Genomic DNA, 14,840 nt, shown 5'->3' with positions numbered 1-14,840 from the left:
AAGTAAGCTGCTCGCGGCGAACGGACAAGGCTCTCGGGACACGGGGGACGATGACGCAGGAGACGTTCGGGCCGTACCGGATAGAGCAGCTGCTCGGCCGGGGTGGGATGGGCGAGGTGCACCGGGCCTACGACACGGTGCACGACCGGTTCGTCGCGCTGAAGAGGCTGTCGCCCGCCCACCACGGCGACCACGAGTACCGCGCCCGCTTCCGCCGCGAGGCCCAGATCGTGGCGCGGCTGCGGGAGCCGCACGTCATCCCCATCCACGCCTACGGCGAGATCGACGACCGGCTCTACCTGGACATGCGGCTGGTCGAGGGCGCCGACCTGTCGGACGTGATCCGTGAGAGGGCGATCGAACCGTCGCGGGCCGTGCGCATCGTCGAGCAGGTGGCGAGCGCCCTGGACGCCGCACACGCCGACGGGCTCGTGCACCGCGACGTGAAGCCGTCGAACGTGCTCGTGACCTCCGGTGACTTCGTGTACCTGGTGGACTTCGGCATCGCCCGCAGCGTCTCGCCGACGGCGACGGCGCTGACGGCGTCCGGCTTGGTGGTCGGCACGCTGGACTACATGGCTCCCGAGCGCTTCGAGAGCGGACCGGTGGACGGCCGTGCGGACGTGTACGCCCTGGCCGGGGTGCTGTTCGCGTGCGTGGCGGGCCGGCGTCCGTTCATCGCGGACGGCACCGCGGCCCAGATCTGGGCGCATCTGAAGGAACCGCCGCCGAGGGCGTCCGCGGTGAACCCGGCCGTACCGCCGGCGTTGGACGACGTCATCGCGCGGGGCATGGCGAAGAACCCCGCCGACCGCTACGCCACCGCGGGTGAGCTCGCACGGGCGGCCGCGCAGGCCCTGGCGTCGGCACCTGCCAGTGCGATCCCACCGGCAGGGCCCGCCACCCCCACGACCCCGATGACCGCTCGGCAGGCGGACACCGCGGCCACCGAGGTCGTGCGACCACAGGCGAGCGGTGCCGAGCCCGGCGCCGCGTCACCAGCCCTCATCGCCGGAGCCCTGGCGGTCGTGGTGTTGCTGGTCGTGACGGCGATCGTCTTCTCGAACGGCGACAAGAAGCGCGGCTCCGCCACCACCTCGACCACCACCACGACGAGCACGTCCAGCTCGCCCGCGACCACCACCACGACGCGGTCGCCACAGGACGACGTGCTGCTGTCCACCCTGCCGACCGTCTACCGGGGTGCCGGCTCGTGTGCACCGGTCACTCCCGACGGCGGCGCGGTCGCCACGGTCCGCTGCGCCAAGCCGAACTCGTCGTCCGATCCCGCCCACCTCCCCCCGACCGAGGCCGAGTTCCGGCTGTTCGGCGACCGCCACACCCAGGACGCGTACTTCCAGACGCTGGTGACCAGCAAGGGCATCCCGCGGATCGACGACGCCGGCAGGTGCCGGCCCAACATCGACCCGATCCACTACAAGCTCTACCGCCGCGTCGTCAGTGACGGCGAGCTCCCCGGCGAGTTCACCACGTGCTTCGTCGGCGACGGCAACGCCCAGGTCTGGTGGGTCGACACCCGCACCCTCACCATCGGCGCGGTGAAGAGGCCTGGTGACATCAACACCCTCGACAGGCTCGACCTGTGGTGGAGCACGACGGTCCTGGCGGAGCTCTGAGAGCTACACGCCGCAGCTCGGTGCGGACCAGAAGCGGGTGGAGCGGTGCGCGACGTGCACGTGGTCGTCGTGACCGGTGTAGCCCGGCCCGAGGATCTCGTTGAAGCCGTGGTTGCGGGCCTGCCGCGCCAACGCGCAGAAGCCCTGTGCGCCCGCGCCGAGGTCGACGGCGTCGCCGTACAGGTGACGGCTCGTGGGGGAGCCGCCGACGGCGTTGTTGCAGGAGACGCTGCGGAAGCCGCCGTTGACGTCGATCGGCCTGTCGCCCATGGCGTGCCGCATGGCCTGCAGCTTCCACATCGACACCAGGGCGTTGGCGCGCGCGGTGGCAGCGGAGACGTTGCCGCCGGACCAGTCGGAGTTGCAGTTGTTCAGCTCGTCGTAGGAGAAGTTGACCGGCGTGCAGTCGTTGTCCTGCAGCTCGTAGATCTTCGCGAACGTCGCCGGCCCCGCGATGCCGTCGGCGCCGAGACCGTAGGCCTGCTGGAACCGGGACACCGCCGCTTCGGTGGCTGGGCCGAACTGTCCGTCGAGGCCGAGAACGCCGCCGTAGCCCGGATATCCGGCCACCCGGATCTGCAGCTGACGGACGTCCTCGCCCGAGGTTCCTTCCGAGAGCGTGCGCCCCCAGGTGTAGCAGGCGTCGGCTGCGGAGGGACCGGTTTCTGCGGCTGCGGGAGCGACACCGGCGGTGAGGAGCAGGGCGAGCACCGGTAAGACGAAGCGGAGTTTCACGACAGCTACCTTTCGATCACAGGGAGGTGCAGCGTGTCGAGTTCGCACCGGGGCTGTCAATGAGCAACCAAGTGAACTCCTAGTTCGGCGGAGGTGAACCACCCGTCCAGCCGATGTGTGGGGTCAGGGCACGGGTGGAGACCGCGGTCGCGATGGCGTTGGCCGCGTCGTGGAAGCCGTTGGTGAAGGCGAACGCGAGCGCGAGCACGATCACGACCACCAGTCCGGCGGTCGGCATCACGCTTCCTTGACGGCGATCGAGTGCACGGCGTTCGCCACGTGTTCGAAGGCGTCGGCGGCGGCCTCCAGCTGGTCCACCACGTCCTTGAGCTTCATGACCTCGAGAGCGTCGCGCTCACCGTTGAACAGCTCCGACAGCAGTCTGCGGTAGACCTGGTCGGCCTCGTTCTCGATCTGGTTCACCTCGACCCAGTACGCGGTCAGCTCTTGCGGTTCGGCGAGCCGGGGCATGGCCGCGGCGGTGAGCTGAGCGGCCCGGCACAGCAGGTCGGCCTGCACCGCGACGCCGCCCGGCAGCTCGCCCACGCGGTAGAGGGTCGCCAGGTCGACCGCGGCGTCCATGTGGTCGACGACGTCGTCCAGCCTGGCCGCGAGGCGGTAGATGTCCTCCCGGTCGAACGGCGTGACGAACGACCGGTCGAGGTGCTCGATGATGGCGTGGGTGGCGTCGTCGGCGGCGTTCTCGAGGGCGTGCATCCGTGCCGCCAGCTCGACGCGGTCTGCCTCGGGCGCCTGGACGAACTCGCGCAGCAGCTCCACGCCGCCGCCGATGTTCGCGCCGATCTCGGTGAACAGCTCGAAGAACTTCGCGCCCGTGGGCTTGCGGCTGATGCGCATGCCGATGACCTCTCCTCAGGCGATCGAGACCGGGGTGGTCGTGGTCCTGGGCGGGCGGAGTTCGCCGGTGCTGACGGGGCAGGGCTACCCACTGGCGCGACGACCGAACACGGGCTCACGACCGATCTGCCGCGTCACGTTCACCCCTCCACGGACGATCAAGAGGTGTGAACACTGGAAGAGAGAAGCCGGCCTCATGAGCCGGACCAGCGCGGACGTGCACGGCGTCCCGGTCGTCGGGGACGTCGACCGGATCGCGGCGCACCCCGACCCCGTCGTCCGCAACCTTCAGATCACCCACTGCTACCACCAGCTGTCGCTGGCCCTGGCCGCCCGCACCGGCGGGTCCGCGAACTGGTGCACCTTCGCGGTGTGGGCCTCCAAGCAGATCGGGCAGACCATCCGGCAGGAGGACCTCGCGCGCACCGCGGAACGGCTGCTGACGTCCTCACCCGAGGCGGCCGCCGGAATCGACCTGGTGGCGCGCAGCCTGCGACGGGCCGTTCCGCAACAGGACCTGGAGCGCGTGCACGAGATCGTGCGCCGGACGATCGTGACGACCGCACGGCTCGACGACGTCAGCGCCGCGGGGGCACAGGGCAACCTCAAGGTCTTCGAGGAGATCGCGCGTGAGTTCGCGCGGTTCCTCGCCGAGTTCGGCCAGGGGCCCGGCGACGAGCGGATCGAGGAGTTCTGCGACGGGCTCCGGCCGGGCGAACCACCCGAGGGGCAGCGCTACCTGCGGCAGGCCTTCACCCGCTACCACCGCGCGATGACCACCAGCGACCCGAAACAGCGGGCCGAGCTCCTGCTCCTGGCGAACATCGAGGTGGGCCTGCACGAGCAGACCCGGTTGCAACCGGAGATCGCCGCCGCGACGGAGGCACCCGTCGTCGACCCCCGCGACCTCGAACGCCGCCTGTTCGAGGTGCTGCTGCCGGGCAACCGGGTGGTCAGGTGGTTCCGCGTGGCCCTGCTGACCGTGCTGGGCAGGCGGACCGCCGTCCGCATCGCCGGCGAGCAGCTGGCCGACCAGGTGCGCGCGCTGGTCCGGCGGGCGGTCACCGAACACCTGATGACCCTCGCGCTGCCCGGCGGTGAACTGCTCGACCTGAGCAGGGACCTGCCCGCGACGTTCCCGCCGGAGCTCGCGGAGCTGTCCGACCCGGACCTGCTCGCACTGCTGAAGACCGTCGACCCGACCCCCGACAGCATGCGCGGCACCGCCGCCCGCGACTGGGCCGACCTGCCGGACCGCATGCACTACATCGCCGACATGTTCCGCTGCCACGCCCTGCGCGGGGACCTGCTCGGGCCGCCGTTCACCGCCGAGCAGGTCGAGGCGCTGACCGGTGGACGGCGGCCGGGCGGCGCGCTGTGAGCACTTGTGCGCGCTAACAAGACGCTCCGCCGCTGTTTGTTCGAGAAATAGCTGAACCTGGACATTGTCATCGGACATGTAGCCGGTCATAGTGTTAGCGCTCACTACCGGATTCATCAACGACGATGAGAGGAGCCGGGTACATGCGCCTGCGCAACCACCGATGGCGTCCGCTGCTCGCCGCGTTCGCCACCTTCGCCGGTGCGGTCACCGGCCTCGCCGTCACCGCACCGGCCGCCCAGGCGGCAGGCCCGGTTCCGCACTACCTCATGACGGCGTTCACCAACAGCAGCGAGTCGAACATGTACGTCTACGACTCGGCGAACGCGACGAACTTCTCGCTGCTGCGGGCGAACGCCTACACGCCGCCTTCGGGGCTGATCCGCGACCCGAGCGTCATGCGGCACACCGACGGCTACTACTACGTCGTCTACACGACCGGCTGGACCGGCGACACCATCGGCTTCGCCCGCAGCGCCGACCACACGACGTGGACGTTCCTGCGCAACGTCAAGGTCGGGCTCAACGGCTCGACCGGCAGCACGTGGGCTCCGGAGTGGTTCAAGGACACCGACGGCAGCGTGCACGTCATCTTCTCCGCCTCCACCACCGGCACGGCGGGACAGTTCCGGCCCTACCGCGTGTCCGCGACCAACGCCGACCTGTCGGCCTGGACGTCACCGGTCGCGCTGGGCATCGCGGCGAACTACATCGACAGCTTCGTGGTGAAGACCGGCGGCACCTACCACAACTTCCTCAAGAACGAGACGACGAAGTACATCGAGCACGCGACCGCGACCTCGCTGAACGGACCGTGGACGTTCCAGGGGACCGGCAACTGGGCGGGCTGGGGCTCCGGCCTGGAGGGGCCCGCCCTGGTGCAGCTCCCGGACAACCGCTGGCGCCTCTACTTCGACCAGTACGGCCAAAAACGGTACTTCTACGCCGACAGCGCCGACCTCTTCTCGTTCGGTGCGAAGACGGAGCTGCCGGGCCTGTCGGGCACAGCACGCCACTTCACCGTGCTGCGCGAGGACGCGGGCGACGGAACGGCGGTGCCGACCGGAAACCGTTCTCTGCGTTCGGTGAACTACCCCGACCGTCATGTGCGGCACCGCTCCAACCTCGCCTACGTCGAGCAGATCAACACGGCCACCGACCGGCAGGACGCCACCTTCACCGTCGTGCCCGGCCTGGCGAACGCGGCCTGCGTGTCGTTGCGTTCGGTGAACTTCCCGGACCGCTACCTGCGGCACTACAACTTCCGCGTGCGGCTGGACGTCAACAGCGGTGACGGGGCGTTCGCCAGTGATGCCACGTTCTGCGGCCGCGCGGGGCTCGCAGGCGGTCTGTCGCTGGAGTCCTACAGCCACCCCGGCCGGTACCTGCGGCACTACGCCTTCGAGCTGAGGGTCGACCAGTTCGCGTCCGGCTCGGGTTTCGCGGGCGACGCGTCCTTCACGGTCACCTCGCCGCTCGGCTGAACCAGTTCGGTGGACTCGCCGCCTGCGTGGAACCCCCACCAGGCGGCATCCACAGTGGACTGCTCAGTCGTCCTGCCCGGCCGGAGCGACGAGCTGGAGAATCCAGGCGCTCCAGGCGGTGTCGGCGCGCCGCTCTGAAAGTTCGAGCGCGGTCGAGACGGTCTGGATCAGGCCCGTCGCGAAGAACGTCCGCACCTGCAAGGCATCCGCGCCCGTCAACCGGGCGATCGCCTTCATCAGGTCCAGATGACGTCGCCGCACCGCCACCTGCACCTCGGCGTCGGCCGCCGCCGCGAAACCCTGCAGCATCACGAGACCAGTACTCGGCTCACGGCGCAGAAGCTTCACATAGGCGTCGCCCAGCGCGGTCAACGTCGGCTCCGCGCGCTCGAACACGGCCTCGATCTTGTCGAAGGTGACGTCGACGACCTCCAGGAACAACTTCTTCTTGGAGCCGAAGAGCTGCACGATGCGCGGGTGCGAGACACCGGCCTGCTCGGCGATGACCTCCAGGCGCCCGCCCGCCAGGCCGTTGCGGGCGAACTCGGTGGCGGCCGCTTCGAGGATCACCGCCCGGCGCGCCGCGGCGGGCATCCGGACGGGCGCGGTTCCGCTCACCCCCTGACGGCTTCGCCGCGGACCTGGCGCTCCACGAACTTGTTGTCGTAGAGGCAGCGGTAGGCGTGAACCAGTCCGTCCTCGCCCAGCTCCAGCCGGTCGTCGCCGTGGAACTCGACCCGCCGGCCGTTGCCGGAGTGGGTGCCGGTGAAGTGCCACGCCACCACGAGCGCGCGCCGCGTCACGTCGGCGTAGTAGCCGATGCGTGTGAACGAGTAGTCCGGGAAAGTCCTGCTCATGTGCGTGACGAAGGCGCGGAGGGCGTCCGGGCCGTACTCCGTCGAGCGCAGCGCCGGTTCGTCGTACACGAGGTCGTCCGCGCACAGGGCCGCGACGGCGTCCGCGTCGTGCCCGTTCCACGCCTTCTCCCACAGCCCGCAGAACTCCTCGACCGCGTCGATGTCGGTGGCGGCCACCTCAGCCAGGATCGTCATGCTTCTAACTTACAAGTAAGTAAGAAGTTGCACCAGGGTCACGCGCTCCTGACGTCACAGCGCCGATCGTTCAACGTGAAGGACTGCGGGACCGGGCTCTCCGGTCCCTGCGTGGCGTTGAACCGCAACCACTGCGTGCCACCCGCGGGAATCGTGGCGGAGGCGCCGGCCTTCACGGTCGCGCCGGACTGCTCGATCTTCGTGTTCCACGTGTCGGTCACCCTTTCCCCGCGCGCGAACGTCCACCGCAACGACCAGTCGGTGACGAGGGTGTTGCCGGTGTTGGCGATGGTCACCTCGGCGTGGAAGCCGTTCTGCCACCGGTGGGCGACCCGGTAGGTGACGGTGCAGCCGTACGTGGGAGCAGGAGTGGCGGAGCCGGAGGGCGGCGTCGCCTGGCCGAGGCACGGCGGGCCCCACAGGCCCAGCCCGGCCCTCTTGGCAGTGTCCTCGGCGGCACCGTAGGCGGGGTCGTGGGGCGCGTCGCCGCGCAGAACGCCCTGGCCCACGGTGAGAAGCGCGTACTCGGTGCCGTCCTGGAGCCACAGCGCCGCCTCCTCGTCCGACGGGAAGCGTTCGACCAGGACGGGCCTGTCCAGGAGGAAACTCTTGGCAAAGACAGCCGCGGCGGCAGCCCAGCACGGTTCGGGTGCGGCCAGGCCGTCGATGACGATCCTGGAGCCGTCCGACAGCAGGACCGTGCGGCCGTCGATCACACCGTGCACCGTCAGCCTCACCGTGTCCTGCAGGCTCGGCGGCGCGACGATCGAAGGCGTCCGGGACGGGGTGATGGTCCCGGTGGGCGTGGTCGTGTTGCCGGCGCAGCTCGCGCTCACCAGCACCATGGCGACGGCCACGGTGCGCCACCCTTCGCGCATCACAGTTCCCCCGTACAGCGGTGATGCGTTGGCCGGATCTGACCAACGACGGGTGAACGTAGGGCCGACTTCTCTGGTGGTCAATACGAGACTTATGGGTCTCGTTCGTGATGGATCGTCGAACGTCGTCGAACGACCTGGTAGGGCGATTCATGTGGCGTTGGACATGGTGGAGGGCTTTGGCAGTTCTGGGCAGCGGCGCTCAGCACGCCCGTCTGGCGCGGTGATGGGCAGTGCGCGAGAACTCGCAATGCTCGCTCAGCGCCGCACAGGTCACGGTCACCGACGCGGCCGGAGGCACGCGCACCCTCACCGTTCCGGCCTCCAGCGGCTGGACCAGGCGCGAACTCGCGAACATCTCGCTGGCGGCGGGCACAGCGACCGTGACGATCCGGGTGTCGAGCGGCAACGGCTACCTCCACGCCGACGCGCTCTCGCTCGTGCGGACCGGCTGAGACGTTCTCAGGTCAGCCGGTGGTGCAGGAGCGGCCGTTGAGGGAGAAGGCGCCGGGAGCGGGATTGCCGGCACCGTTCGTGGCGGTGAACCCGATCAGCAGCGAACCGCCGGGCGGGATGGTCGGGTTGTAGCCGACGTTCGTGGCGCCGACCCAGCCACCGGACTGGCGGTAGGTCGCGTTCCACATGTTGTTGACGGCCTGGCCCGCACCGAAGATCCAGCTCAGCGTCCAGCCGTTGACGGCGGCCGAGCCGGTGTTGGCGATGGTCACGTCGGTGCGGAAGCTGCCGTTCCACTGGTCCGTGACGCGGTAGGTCACCCGGCAGCCGTAGGTGGGAGCGGGAGGAGCGGGCGGTGGTGGCGCGGGAGTCGCGGCCGGCTTCTGGGACTTCGGCGGCGTCCTGGGCGGTGTCTTCGGTGCGGGGAGGGCCACCGCCGGCGCCGGCGTGGTGACCGTCGTCGTGGTCGTCGGTGGCGCCGCGGCGGGCTGGGCGTTGCAGGGCGGTCCCCACAGGCCGGCCGCGTTGTCCGCCGCGGCCTGCTCGGCCTGTTTGAAGGCCGGGTAGTCGCCGGAGTCGGTGCGCATCACGCCCACACCCACGGCGAGGAGTGCGTAGTCGGTGCCGTCGGACAGCCACAGCGGCGACGCGTCCGGCGCGGACTCGGTGACGCGGACCGTCTTGTCCAGCAGTGTGGTCCTGGCGAACGTCGCACCTGCCTCCGCCCAGCACGTGCCCGGCTCGGCGAGTCCGGTGATGCGGATCTGGGAACCGTTGGACAGCAACACGGTCCTGCCGTCCTTGACTTCCTTCACCGTCACCTCGACCGAGCCCTCCGGCACCGGCGGCCGCAGGCTCGCCGTGGTCGGCTCCGGCAGCGGACCGGAACTGCCGCCGGCACATCCGGCCGAGAGCGCGGAAACGGCCAGGGTGGCGATGGTCAAGTGCGGTGGCCTCATCGTTCAGAAGCTAGAGGGCGTGACACGGCACGGGCGGAACCTTCCGGAGTACCCGGAAAACTCTCGGCGTTCTTCGGCGGGACAACCACTCAGGGTTGCAGCCTGACCGACGTCCACCCGCCGTCGGTGAGGTCGTAGCGCAGTCGCCGGTGCAGCGCGTCCGGGCTGCTCTGCCAGAACTCCGCCTCGGTGATCACGAGGTGGAGCGCGACCCAGGTGCGTGGCCGGGGCAACGGCATCCGCTGCCTGCCCAGGGCACGCGCGAGCAACGACTTCTGGTCGGTCAGCGGTTCGCTCTGCGCCGTCGTGGCCGACATGGCCCTCACCAGGGCCGGCCGTTGCCGCCAAAGCACGTCCGCGAGCCCCGCGTCGGCGGGCTCGACGTGGCCGCTGAAGGTGATCTGCTGGTTCGTCTCCCGCCAGTACGTGACGCCGGACCACTGCCCGGTCTGCTCGATCTCCTGTCCCTTGCGGCTGGTCGCGTGGGTGGTGATGACGAGTCCGCGGTGGGTGATCCGGTGCACGTGCACGGTGCGGCTGGACGGGCGGCCGTTCGCGGCGACAGTGCTCAGCGCGATCGCGTCGGGCTCGTCGACGTCGCGTGCCACGGCCAGCGCGAACCAGTCGCGCAGCAGGGAAATCGGCTCGGCGGGCGGGACGGTGAACTCCGGCCCGATGTAGGTGTGCCGGACGTTCACTGTCATTCCGCTGCTCCTCTGCTCGCACGCGCGTCACATGGTCGGAAGATCGACACCGTTGCGCAATGCGTGCGCTGAGGAGGAACGTCCGAAAGTCGCGGAAGGCCAGTCCGGACTCGGCTCCGACAGAAGTCCGAATACTTAGGGGATTTCTTCGTGACGGACTGTCCAGGATGGATGGTCGGGCACACTCCGGTGCGCTCGTACGACGAAAGGTTGCTGAAGATGAATCGCATGTGGGCCGCGAGCGCAATCGCCGCGGTCGTGACGTCGGCCGGCATCGCGGTGCTGACCGCGGGCCCGGCCTCCGCCGCGACGTGCAACGCGCCGGAGTTCAAGTCCTGCGTCGGCCTCTCGTACCAGACGTCGCACGTCAAGAGCATCCGTGTGGACGGGCGGTGCCTGATCGGCGCGTCCGGAACGTACTCGAGCGTCCACGTCGACGACGTGGCCGACGCGTTCCCGGACGTCCAGACCTACGGCGGCAGCAGGTGTGAGAGCAACACGCACAACTCCGCGACCGTTCGCTGGGCGCTCACCGAGGACGACCGCGGCTACCGCTGGGTGACGATCTCCCGATAAGTGAAGGAAAAGGTGCAGATGATGAATCGCAAGAAGGCGTGGCTGGCGGGAGTGGCAGCGGTGGCCGCCGTGTCGGCGAGCACCGTGCTGGTACCGGGTTCGGCCGTCGCGGCGACCTGCCGGGCGCAGCCGTTCTCGTCGTGCGTGGCCGTTTCGTACCAGGTCTCCCACGTCAAGAGCATCCGCGTGAACGGCCGGTGCCTGATCGGCCCGTCGGGTCAGCACCCGGACGTGTTCATCGGCCACGACGAAACGCCGTTCGTGCAGACCTACGGCGGCGGCAGGTGCGAGGGCAACACCGAGAACCGCGCCCGGCTCAACATCGGTGGCGAGGACGCGCAGCGCTACCGCTGGATCTGGGTCTCCTGAGCTGAACACGAGTTCGTCTGTGCGGTTCCCCGAAATGGATCGCAAGACGACGGGCGGCCTGGCCATGCGAAAGCCCTGGACGAATGTCCAGGGCTTTCGAGGTCCGTCGGCTAGTTGCTGTAGCAACGCCACTTGATGAACCAGGCCCAGCTCCCGTCGCCGCGGTTGAAGCCGTTGATGCTCTCCGGCTTGTAGTCGCGAGTCCTGAACCCGTACACCCCGAAGCAGCGCCGGCTGGCCGCACCCTCCGTCGCCCTCACCGAGGGTTCCCAGGCGGGCTTCTGCGGCGATCGCGACGCGAGCTCGAAGTCGATCGTCGACGACTCGGCGCTTGCGGGCGCGGTACCGAGCACGACTCCGGCGCCCGCGGCGAGGACGAGCGCGACCGCGGTCGTCCGCACCGTCCTGCCGAACTTCGTGAGCACAGCAACCTCCCATGAGTAGATCTTGAACGTGCGGTCACCTAAGCCTGGCGGTGGTCGTTCCGACAACGCTCAGGCGAGGTGTTCCAAATTCTGCGGAATCTTTCCGAGATCCTCGCAAGCGTCTCCGCCGGGAGGAATCAGTTGCTGTAGCAGCGCCACGGCTGGACCCACCTGTTGGACCCGTCTGGCTGTTGCAGGCCGTACAGCATGCCGGGCTCGACCCCGCGTGCCCGGAATCCGTAGGTCTGCACGCACTTCCTGTCGGCGGCAGGTCGCGTCTCGTTGATCGCGGCGCTCTGCGAAGGGAACTTGTTGCCTCGGTAAGCGAGGTCGAACGTCATGAACGTGCTGGCGGCGCTCGCGGGCGTCACCCCGAGCACGGTCGCCGCGGCCGAGGCGAGCACGAGCGCGACCCCCGTCGTTCGCACAGCCCTGCTGAATCTTGCGCGCACAGTCACCTCCGGTGAGTACCTGACGAATGTGAGGAACCCTCCTTTGTGGACCGCGTTGATCGCAAGGCGGTCGGAGCATGTTCCGCGTGATTCGGAAGGAACCGCTCACACGCCGATGAGCTCGCGGCTGCCGGGCATCGGCAGGGCGAGCGTCGAGTCCAGAACGGACCTCAGCGCCGCGCGGGGTTCGGCCGCCGAGTCCAGCTCGTCGAGAAGGCCACAGGCCTTGCCGTGCAACCGGCGCAGGTCTCGCGCGTAGGCCGACACGGTCCGCGGTGAGCGCAGGAGGTCGCGCAGCACGGCCTGGCAGCCCGGGTCGCCGGAGGGCACGGACCGCAGCAGGCGGGTGAGCTCCCGTCCCGCGCTGCCCTGCCGGGAGGCGTGTGCGAGCAGCAGCGGAGGCACGACGAGCCGCGGGTGCGCATCCAGGTCCACTGTGGATCGGAGGTGGTCGGCGTGCAGTTGCCGCATCACTCCGTAGAGCGCGCCGAACCCGCGCCACCCGTCGTCGGCCTGGCGGTCGGTGAGCAGGGTCGCCATCGCCGCGTCCCTCGCGTAGGCCGCCCCGGCGAACCCCAGGTTCCGCGCCAGCACCGTCTTGCGGCTGATGTCGCTGCGCGGGCGGCTGTGCTCGGCGAGTCCGGTCTCGAGGGCCGAGGTGGTCGAGCGGGCGATCTCCGAGAACCACGCGAGCTTGCGGCTGTCCGGCGCTCGGACCGCCTGCAGGTGCCGCATCGCGAGCACCGCGCCGCACTGCGCGCCGGGGGTGTCCGACTCGGCCGAGATCCACCACAGCGCGGAGGCGACGCACAACGGCAACGCCTTCTTCGGGTTCTCACCCCTCGCCGCCACGACGAGCGCGGCGAACACCCGCTCGGAGATCGTGGCCCGGCAGCGCGTCGCCTGCGTCGTGATCTTGGCCGCCAGGTGGGGCAGGTCGGTGATGATCGAACGGAGGGCCGTCGTCAACGCCTCGCGCAGCACGTGCGTCTGCTCTTCGACCAACCGCGTCGCTGGGGTGACCATCCGGCCAGCCTGGCACGGGACGTGCGGGCGAACCCGTGGTCGTGAAGGATTCCCGAAGGCGTCGGAGTCACTGCGCGGAACACCGAAGGAAGTGCGAAATCCGCGTATTGCGTTCGAAATGCTGAACGGGGTTCCATGGACCGAACGAGAGGTGGGTGATGTGCCGGTGCGGGAGGCGCTGGAGGTCCTCGTGGAGGATCCCGGGTTCACCGAGCTGATCGATTCGCGGTACGGGCTCGAACGGCTCGGCGGCGGGGCGACGTGGAGCGAAGGGCCCCTGTGGCTGCCGGGCGAGGACGCCGTCATCTGGTCCGACATCCCCGGAAACCGGATCCTGCGCTGGTCGGCCGCGACCGCAGAGGTGACGGTGGACCGCACGGACGTCGAGTTCACCAACGGCCGGACACTCGACCGTCAGGGACGCGTCGTGACGTGCTCGCACGGCAGGCGCGCGGTCGAGCGCACCGAACCGGACGGCACGACGACGGTCCTGGTCGACCGCTTCGGGTCCGCGAGGTTCAACTCTCCCAACGACGTAGTGGTCGCGTCCGACGACGCGATCTGGTTCACCGATCCGCCGTACGGGATCATCCTGCCGCAGGAGGGGCATCCCGGTGAGCGGGAGTACGGCGCCCACCACGTGTTCCGGTTCGTTCCGGGCACCGGCGAGCTGACCGCGGTGGTCGTCGACGTGGAGGAGCCGAACGGGCTGGCGTTCTCGCCGGACGAACGGCGGCTCTACGTCTCGGACACCTCGGCCGCGTTGCGCACCGACGGCGGCGGGCAGCACTGCATCCGCGTCTACGACGTCAGCAGCGACTGGGAGTGCCGAGACGGCCGGGTGTTCGCGGAGGTCGAACCCGGTGTGGCGGACGGCTTCCGCGTCGACGAGCACGGCAACGTCTGGACCTCCAGTGGCGACTCGGTGCAGGTCTACGCGCCGGACGGCACGCGGCTCGGCAAGATTCCGGTGCCGGAGAAGGTCGGCAACGTGTGCTTCGGCGGACCGGATGGTGACGAGCTGTTCATCGCCGCCTCCACGAGCCTCTACCGCGTTCGCACCAGGACCAGAGGTGCAACCGCGACGCGCTGATCGTTTTGCGGAAATCACGTGCGCGAAATGCGGAAATGGTTCCAGGCGAAGCGCATTGTTCACGATGTGGACGCGTGGTCGAATGATGTGAACGAAGATCATCGCGGACTTCCCGTTCGCTGCAACGCGTGGTGGTGATGGACGAATGACAGGTCAGGACCTGATGGCCGGAGTGCACGGCCGCAACATCGCTTTCCTCGACGGCGCCTTTCAGCTGCGCGAGGTGAGCGCGGGTTTCGCGAGGCAGTTCGCCTGCCGGCCGGAGGACCTGGCCGGGGCGGATTTCACCTGCCTGTTCGGGCCCGGCCACGAGATGGCGCTGCTCGGGCTCTGCCTTTCGTTGCAGGGCAAGGGTGAAGGCGTGTTCCGCGAGCACGTCGACGTGCGCCGGACGCGGGCGCGTCAGGTGCTCAGCGTGGTGGTGCGGGCCGCTCAGGGCGTGCTCCTTGCCTCCGTCCACCCGACCACGCGGCCGGACGCAGGGTTCACGCTGAGCGCTCCGCACGCGCGCGTCCTGGAACGCGTGGCCGAGGGGTGGACCGTCGACCAGATCGCCGCCGACCTCGGCATCGGCACGCAGGCGGCGCGCAAGCGGATCGACGCGGTGGTGGAGCAGTTCGGTGTCGCCAGCAGGATGTCGGCGGTGTCGAAGGCCTACGGCTGGGGCGTGCTCGACCCCAGCATGTGGCCGCCGCGCGTCGTGGTGGCGCGGGGTGCTCAGTCGCTGCCGGTGCGAACCAAGGCCGGGTGAGTGC

General features: G+C 69.4%; 18 protein-coding genes and 1 pseudogene. 8 read left to right on the top strand and 11 right to left on the bottom strand.

Annotation, left to right across the window (positions count from 1 at the left end; all coding sequences use genetic code 11):
- Positions 1-50 precede the first annotated feature (50 nt).
- On the top strand, positions 51-1,637 hold the full coding sequence (locus ACFOWZ_RS27790) for a serine/threonine-protein kinase (protein WP_382376846.1): 1,587 nt from the start codon (positions 51-53) through the stop codon (positions 1,635-1,637).
- 3 nt (positions 1,638-1,640) lie between these two features.
- Here the strand turns inward: ACFOWZ_RS27790 and ACFOWZ_RS27785 are convergent, their stop codons facing one another.
- The 3 genes and pseudogenes from ACFOWZ_RS27785 to ACFOWZ_RS27775 all read right to left on the bottom strand — a co-directional run bounded on the left by ACFOWZ_RS27785 (position 1,641) and on the right by ACFOWZ_RS27775 (position 3,230).
- Positions 1,641-2,372 carry a D-Ala-D-Ala carboxypeptidase family metallohydrolase gene (locus ACFOWZ_RS27785; protein ID WP_382376845.1) on the bottom strand — a complete coding sequence of 244 codons (732 nt, stop codon included), beginning with the start codon at positions 2,370-2,372 and terminating at the stop codon, positions 1,641-1,643.
- A gap of 118 nt (positions 2,373-2,490) precedes the next feature.
- Positions 2,491-2,610: pseudogene (locus ACFOWZ_RS27780) on the bottom strand (inorganic phosphate transporter); the annotation flags it as partial.
- Complete coding sequence (locus ACFOWZ_RS27775; protein WP_382376844.1) at positions 2,610-3,230, bottom strand: DUF47 domain-containing protein; 621 nt, start codon at positions 3,228-3,230, stop codon at positions 2,610-2,612. The pseudogene ACFOWZ_RS27780 and the gene ACFOWZ_RS27775, both read right to left, overlap by 1 nt.
- A 196-nt stretch (positions 3,231-3,426) precedes the next feature.
- Here ACFOWZ_RS27775 and ACFOWZ_RS27770 point away from each other — a divergent pair, with 196 nt between their 5' ends.
- Both ACFOWZ_RS27770 and ACFOWZ_RS27765 read left to right on the top strand, forming a co-directional pair.
- Positions 3,427-4,611, top strand: coding sequence for a hypothetical protein (locus tag ACFOWZ_RS27770; protein ID WP_382376843.1), 1,185 nt, complete (start codon positions 3,427-3,429; stop codon positions 4,609-4,611).
- Positions 4,612-4,754: 143 nt separating this feature from the next.
- On the top strand, positions 4,755-6,095 hold the full coding sequence (locus ACFOWZ_RS27765; RefSeq protein WP_382376842.1) for an AbfB domain-containing protein: 1,341 nt from the start codon (positions 4,755-4,757) through the stop codon (positions 6,093-6,095).
- 63 nt (positions 6,096-6,158) lie between these two features.
- Here the strand turns inward: ACFOWZ_RS27765 and ACFOWZ_RS27760 are convergent, their stop codons facing one another.
- The 3 genes from ACFOWZ_RS27760 to ACFOWZ_RS27750 are packed head-to-tail and all read right to left on the bottom strand — an operon-like array spanning position 6,159 to position 8,025.
- A complete protein-coding gene (locus ACFOWZ_RS27760) occupies positions 6,159-6,713 on the bottom strand; it encodes a TetR/AcrR family transcriptional regulator (RefSeq protein ID WP_382376841.1) in 555 nt (184 codons plus the stop codon).
- The gene (locus ACFOWZ_RS27755) at positions 6,710-7,147 is read right to left on the bottom strand and encodes a nuclear transport factor 2 family protein (protein WP_382376840.1); all 438 of its coding nucleotides are present in this window, start codon (positions 7,145-7,147) and stop codon (positions 6,710-6,712) included. Before ACFOWZ_RS27755 ends, ACFOWZ_RS27760 begins: the two co-directional genes overlap by 4 nt.
- 38 nt (positions 7,148-7,185) lie before the next feature.
- Positions 7,186-8,025 (bottom strand): cellulose binding domain-containing protein, encoded by an 840-nt coding sequence (locus ACFOWZ_RS27750; protein ID WP_382376839.1) that lies wholly within the window; start codon positions 8,023-8,025, stop codon positions 7,186-7,188.
- A 233-nt stretch (positions 8,026-8,258) separates the two neighbouring features.
- On the opposite strand from ACFOWZ_RS27750, the gene ACFOWZ_RS27745 reads away from it, so the two are divergent.
- Positions 8,259-8,480 carry a hypothetical protein gene (locus ACFOWZ_RS27745; protein ID WP_382376838.1) on the top strand — a complete coding sequence of 74 codons (222 nt, stop codon included), beginning with the start codon at positions 8,259-8,261 and terminating at the stop codon, positions 8,478-8,480.
- Positions 8,481-8,492: 12 nt separating this feature from the next.
- Here the strand turns inward: ACFOWZ_RS27745 and ACFOWZ_RS27740 are convergent, their stop codons facing one another.
- Positions 8,493-9,440 (bottom strand): cellulose-binding domain-containing protein, encoded by a 948-nt coding sequence (locus ACFOWZ_RS27740; RefSeq protein ID WP_382376836.1) that lies wholly within the window; start codon positions 9,438-9,440, stop codon positions 8,493-8,495.
- Between the two features lie 89 nt (positions 9,441-9,529).
- Positions 9,530-10,144 (bottom strand): pyridoxal 5'-phosphate synthase, encoded by a 615-nt coding sequence (locus tag ACFOWZ_RS27735; protein WP_382376835.1) that lies wholly within the window; start codon positions 10,142-10,144, stop codon positions 9,530-9,532.
- A 219-nt stretch (positions 10,145-10,363) separates the two neighbouring features.
- Between ACFOWZ_RS27735 and ACFOWZ_RS27730 the strand changes: the two genes are divergently transcribed.
- On the top strand, positions 10,364-10,720 hold the full coding sequence (locus ACFOWZ_RS27730) for a hypothetical protein (protein ID WP_382376834.1): 357 nt from the start codon (positions 10,364-10,366) through the stop codon (positions 10,718-10,720).
- Between the two features lie 21 nt (positions 10,721-10,741).
- Positions 10,742-11,089 (top strand): hypothetical protein, encoded by a 348-nt coding sequence (locus ACFOWZ_RS27725; protein WP_382376833.1) that lies wholly within the window; start codon positions 10,742-10,744, stop codon positions 11,087-11,089.
- Between the two features lie 110 nt (positions 11,090-11,199).
- Here the strand turns inward: ACFOWZ_RS27725 and ACFOWZ_RS27720 are convergent, their stop codons facing one another.
- The 3 genes from ACFOWZ_RS27720 to ACFOWZ_RS27710 form a co-directional block, all read right to left on the bottom strand.
- Positions 11,200-11,514, bottom strand: coding sequence for a hypothetical protein (locus ACFOWZ_RS27720; RefSeq protein WP_382376832.1), 315 nt, complete (start codon positions 11,512-11,514; stop codon positions 11,200-11,202).
- A gap of 137 nt (positions 11,515-11,651) precedes the next feature.
- Positions 11,652-11,942: a hypothetical protein gene (locus tag ACFOWZ_RS27715; RefSeq protein ID WP_382376831.1), complete on the bottom strand. Its 291-nt coding sequence runs from the start codon at positions 11,940-11,942 to the stop codon at positions 11,652-11,654.
- Between the two features lie 129 nt (positions 11,943-12,071).
- Positions 12,072-12,992 carry a hypothetical protein gene (locus tag ACFOWZ_RS27710; protein ID WP_382376830.1) on the bottom strand — a complete coding sequence of 307 codons (921 nt, stop codon included), beginning with the start codon at positions 12,990-12,992 and terminating at the stop codon, positions 12,072-12,074.
- A 151-nt stretch (positions 12,993-13,143) separates the two neighbouring features.
- On the opposite strand from ACFOWZ_RS27710, the gene ACFOWZ_RS27705 reads away from it, so the two are divergent.
- Together ACFOWZ_RS27705 and ACFOWZ_RS27700 are read left to right on the top strand one after the other, a co-directional pair.
- A complete protein-coding gene (locus tag ACFOWZ_RS27705) occupies positions 13,144-14,085 on the top strand; it encodes an SMP-30/gluconolactonase/LRE family protein (RefSeq protein ID WP_382376829.1) in 942 nt (313 codons plus the stop codon).
- 145 nt (positions 14,086-14,230) lie between these two features.
- A complete protein-coding gene (locus ACFOWZ_RS27700; RefSeq protein WP_382376828.1) occupies positions 14,231-14,836 on the top strand; it encodes a helix-turn-helix transcriptional regulator in 606 nt (201 codons plus the stop codon).
- Positions 14,837-14,840: the final 4 nt, after the last annotated feature.

Source organism: Lentzea rhizosphaerae, assembly GCF_042649515.1.
Taxonomy (GTDB): Bacteria; Actinomycetota; Actinomycetes; order Mycobacteriales; family Pseudonocardiaceae; genus Lentzea; species Lentzea aerocolonigenes.
The sequence above is the reverse complement of the archived record's forward strand: the minus strand, read 5'-3'. Positions and strand labels throughout refer to the sequence as shown.

Bases quoted from the DNA above. Each gene is read 5' to 3' on its own strand.
- ACFOWZ_RS27765 (WP_382376842.1), top strand. From the start codon at position 4,755: ATGCGCCTGCGCAACCACCGATGGCGTCCGCTGCTCGCCGCGTTCGCC.
- ACFOWZ_RS27735 (WP_382376835.1), bottom strand. From the start codon at position 10,144: ATGACAGTGAACGTCCGGCACACCTACATCGGGCCGGAGTTCACCGTC.
- ACFOWZ_RS27750 (WP_382376839.1), bottom strand. From the start codon at position 8,025: ATGCGCGAAGGGTGGCGCACCGTGGCCGTCGCCATGGTGCTGGTGAGC.
- ACFOWZ_RS27770 (WP_382376843.1), top strand. From the start codon at position 3,427: ATGAGCCGGACCAGCGCGGACGTGCACGGCGTCCCGGTCGTCGGGGAC.
- ACFOWZ_RS27700 (WP_382376828.1), top strand. From the start codon at position 14,231: ATGACAGGTCAGGACCTGATGGCCGGAGTGCACGGCCGCAACATCGCT.
- ACFOWZ_RS27740 (WP_382376836.1), bottom strand. From the start codon at position 9,440: ATGAGGCCACCGCACTTGACCATCGCCACCCTGGCCGTTTCCGCGCTC.
- ACFOWZ_RS27755 (WP_382376840.1), bottom strand. From the start codon at position 7,147: ATGACGATCCTGGCTGAGGTGGCCGCCACCGACATCGACGCGGTCGAG.
- ACFOWZ_RS27730 (WP_382376834.1), top strand. From the start codon at position 10,364: ATGAATCGCATGTGGGCCGCGAGCGCAATCGCCGCGGTCGTGACGTCG.
- ACFOWZ_RS27775 (WP_382376844.1), bottom strand. From the start codon at position 3,230: ATGCGCATCAGCCGCAAGCCCACGGGCGCGAAGTTCTTCGAGCTGTTC.
- ACFOWZ_RS27710 (WP_382376830.1), bottom strand. From the start codon at position 12,992: ATGGTCACCCCAGCGACGCGGTTGGTCGAAGAGCAGACGCACGTGCTG.
- ACFOWZ_RS27790 (WP_382376846.1), top strand. From the start codon at position 51: ATGACGCAGGAGACGTTCGGGCCGTACCGGATAGAGCAGCTGCTCGGC.
- ACFOWZ_RS27725 (WP_382376833.1), top strand. From the start codon at position 10,742: ATGAATCGCAAGAAGGCGTGGCTGGCGGGAGTGGCAGCGGTGGCCGCC.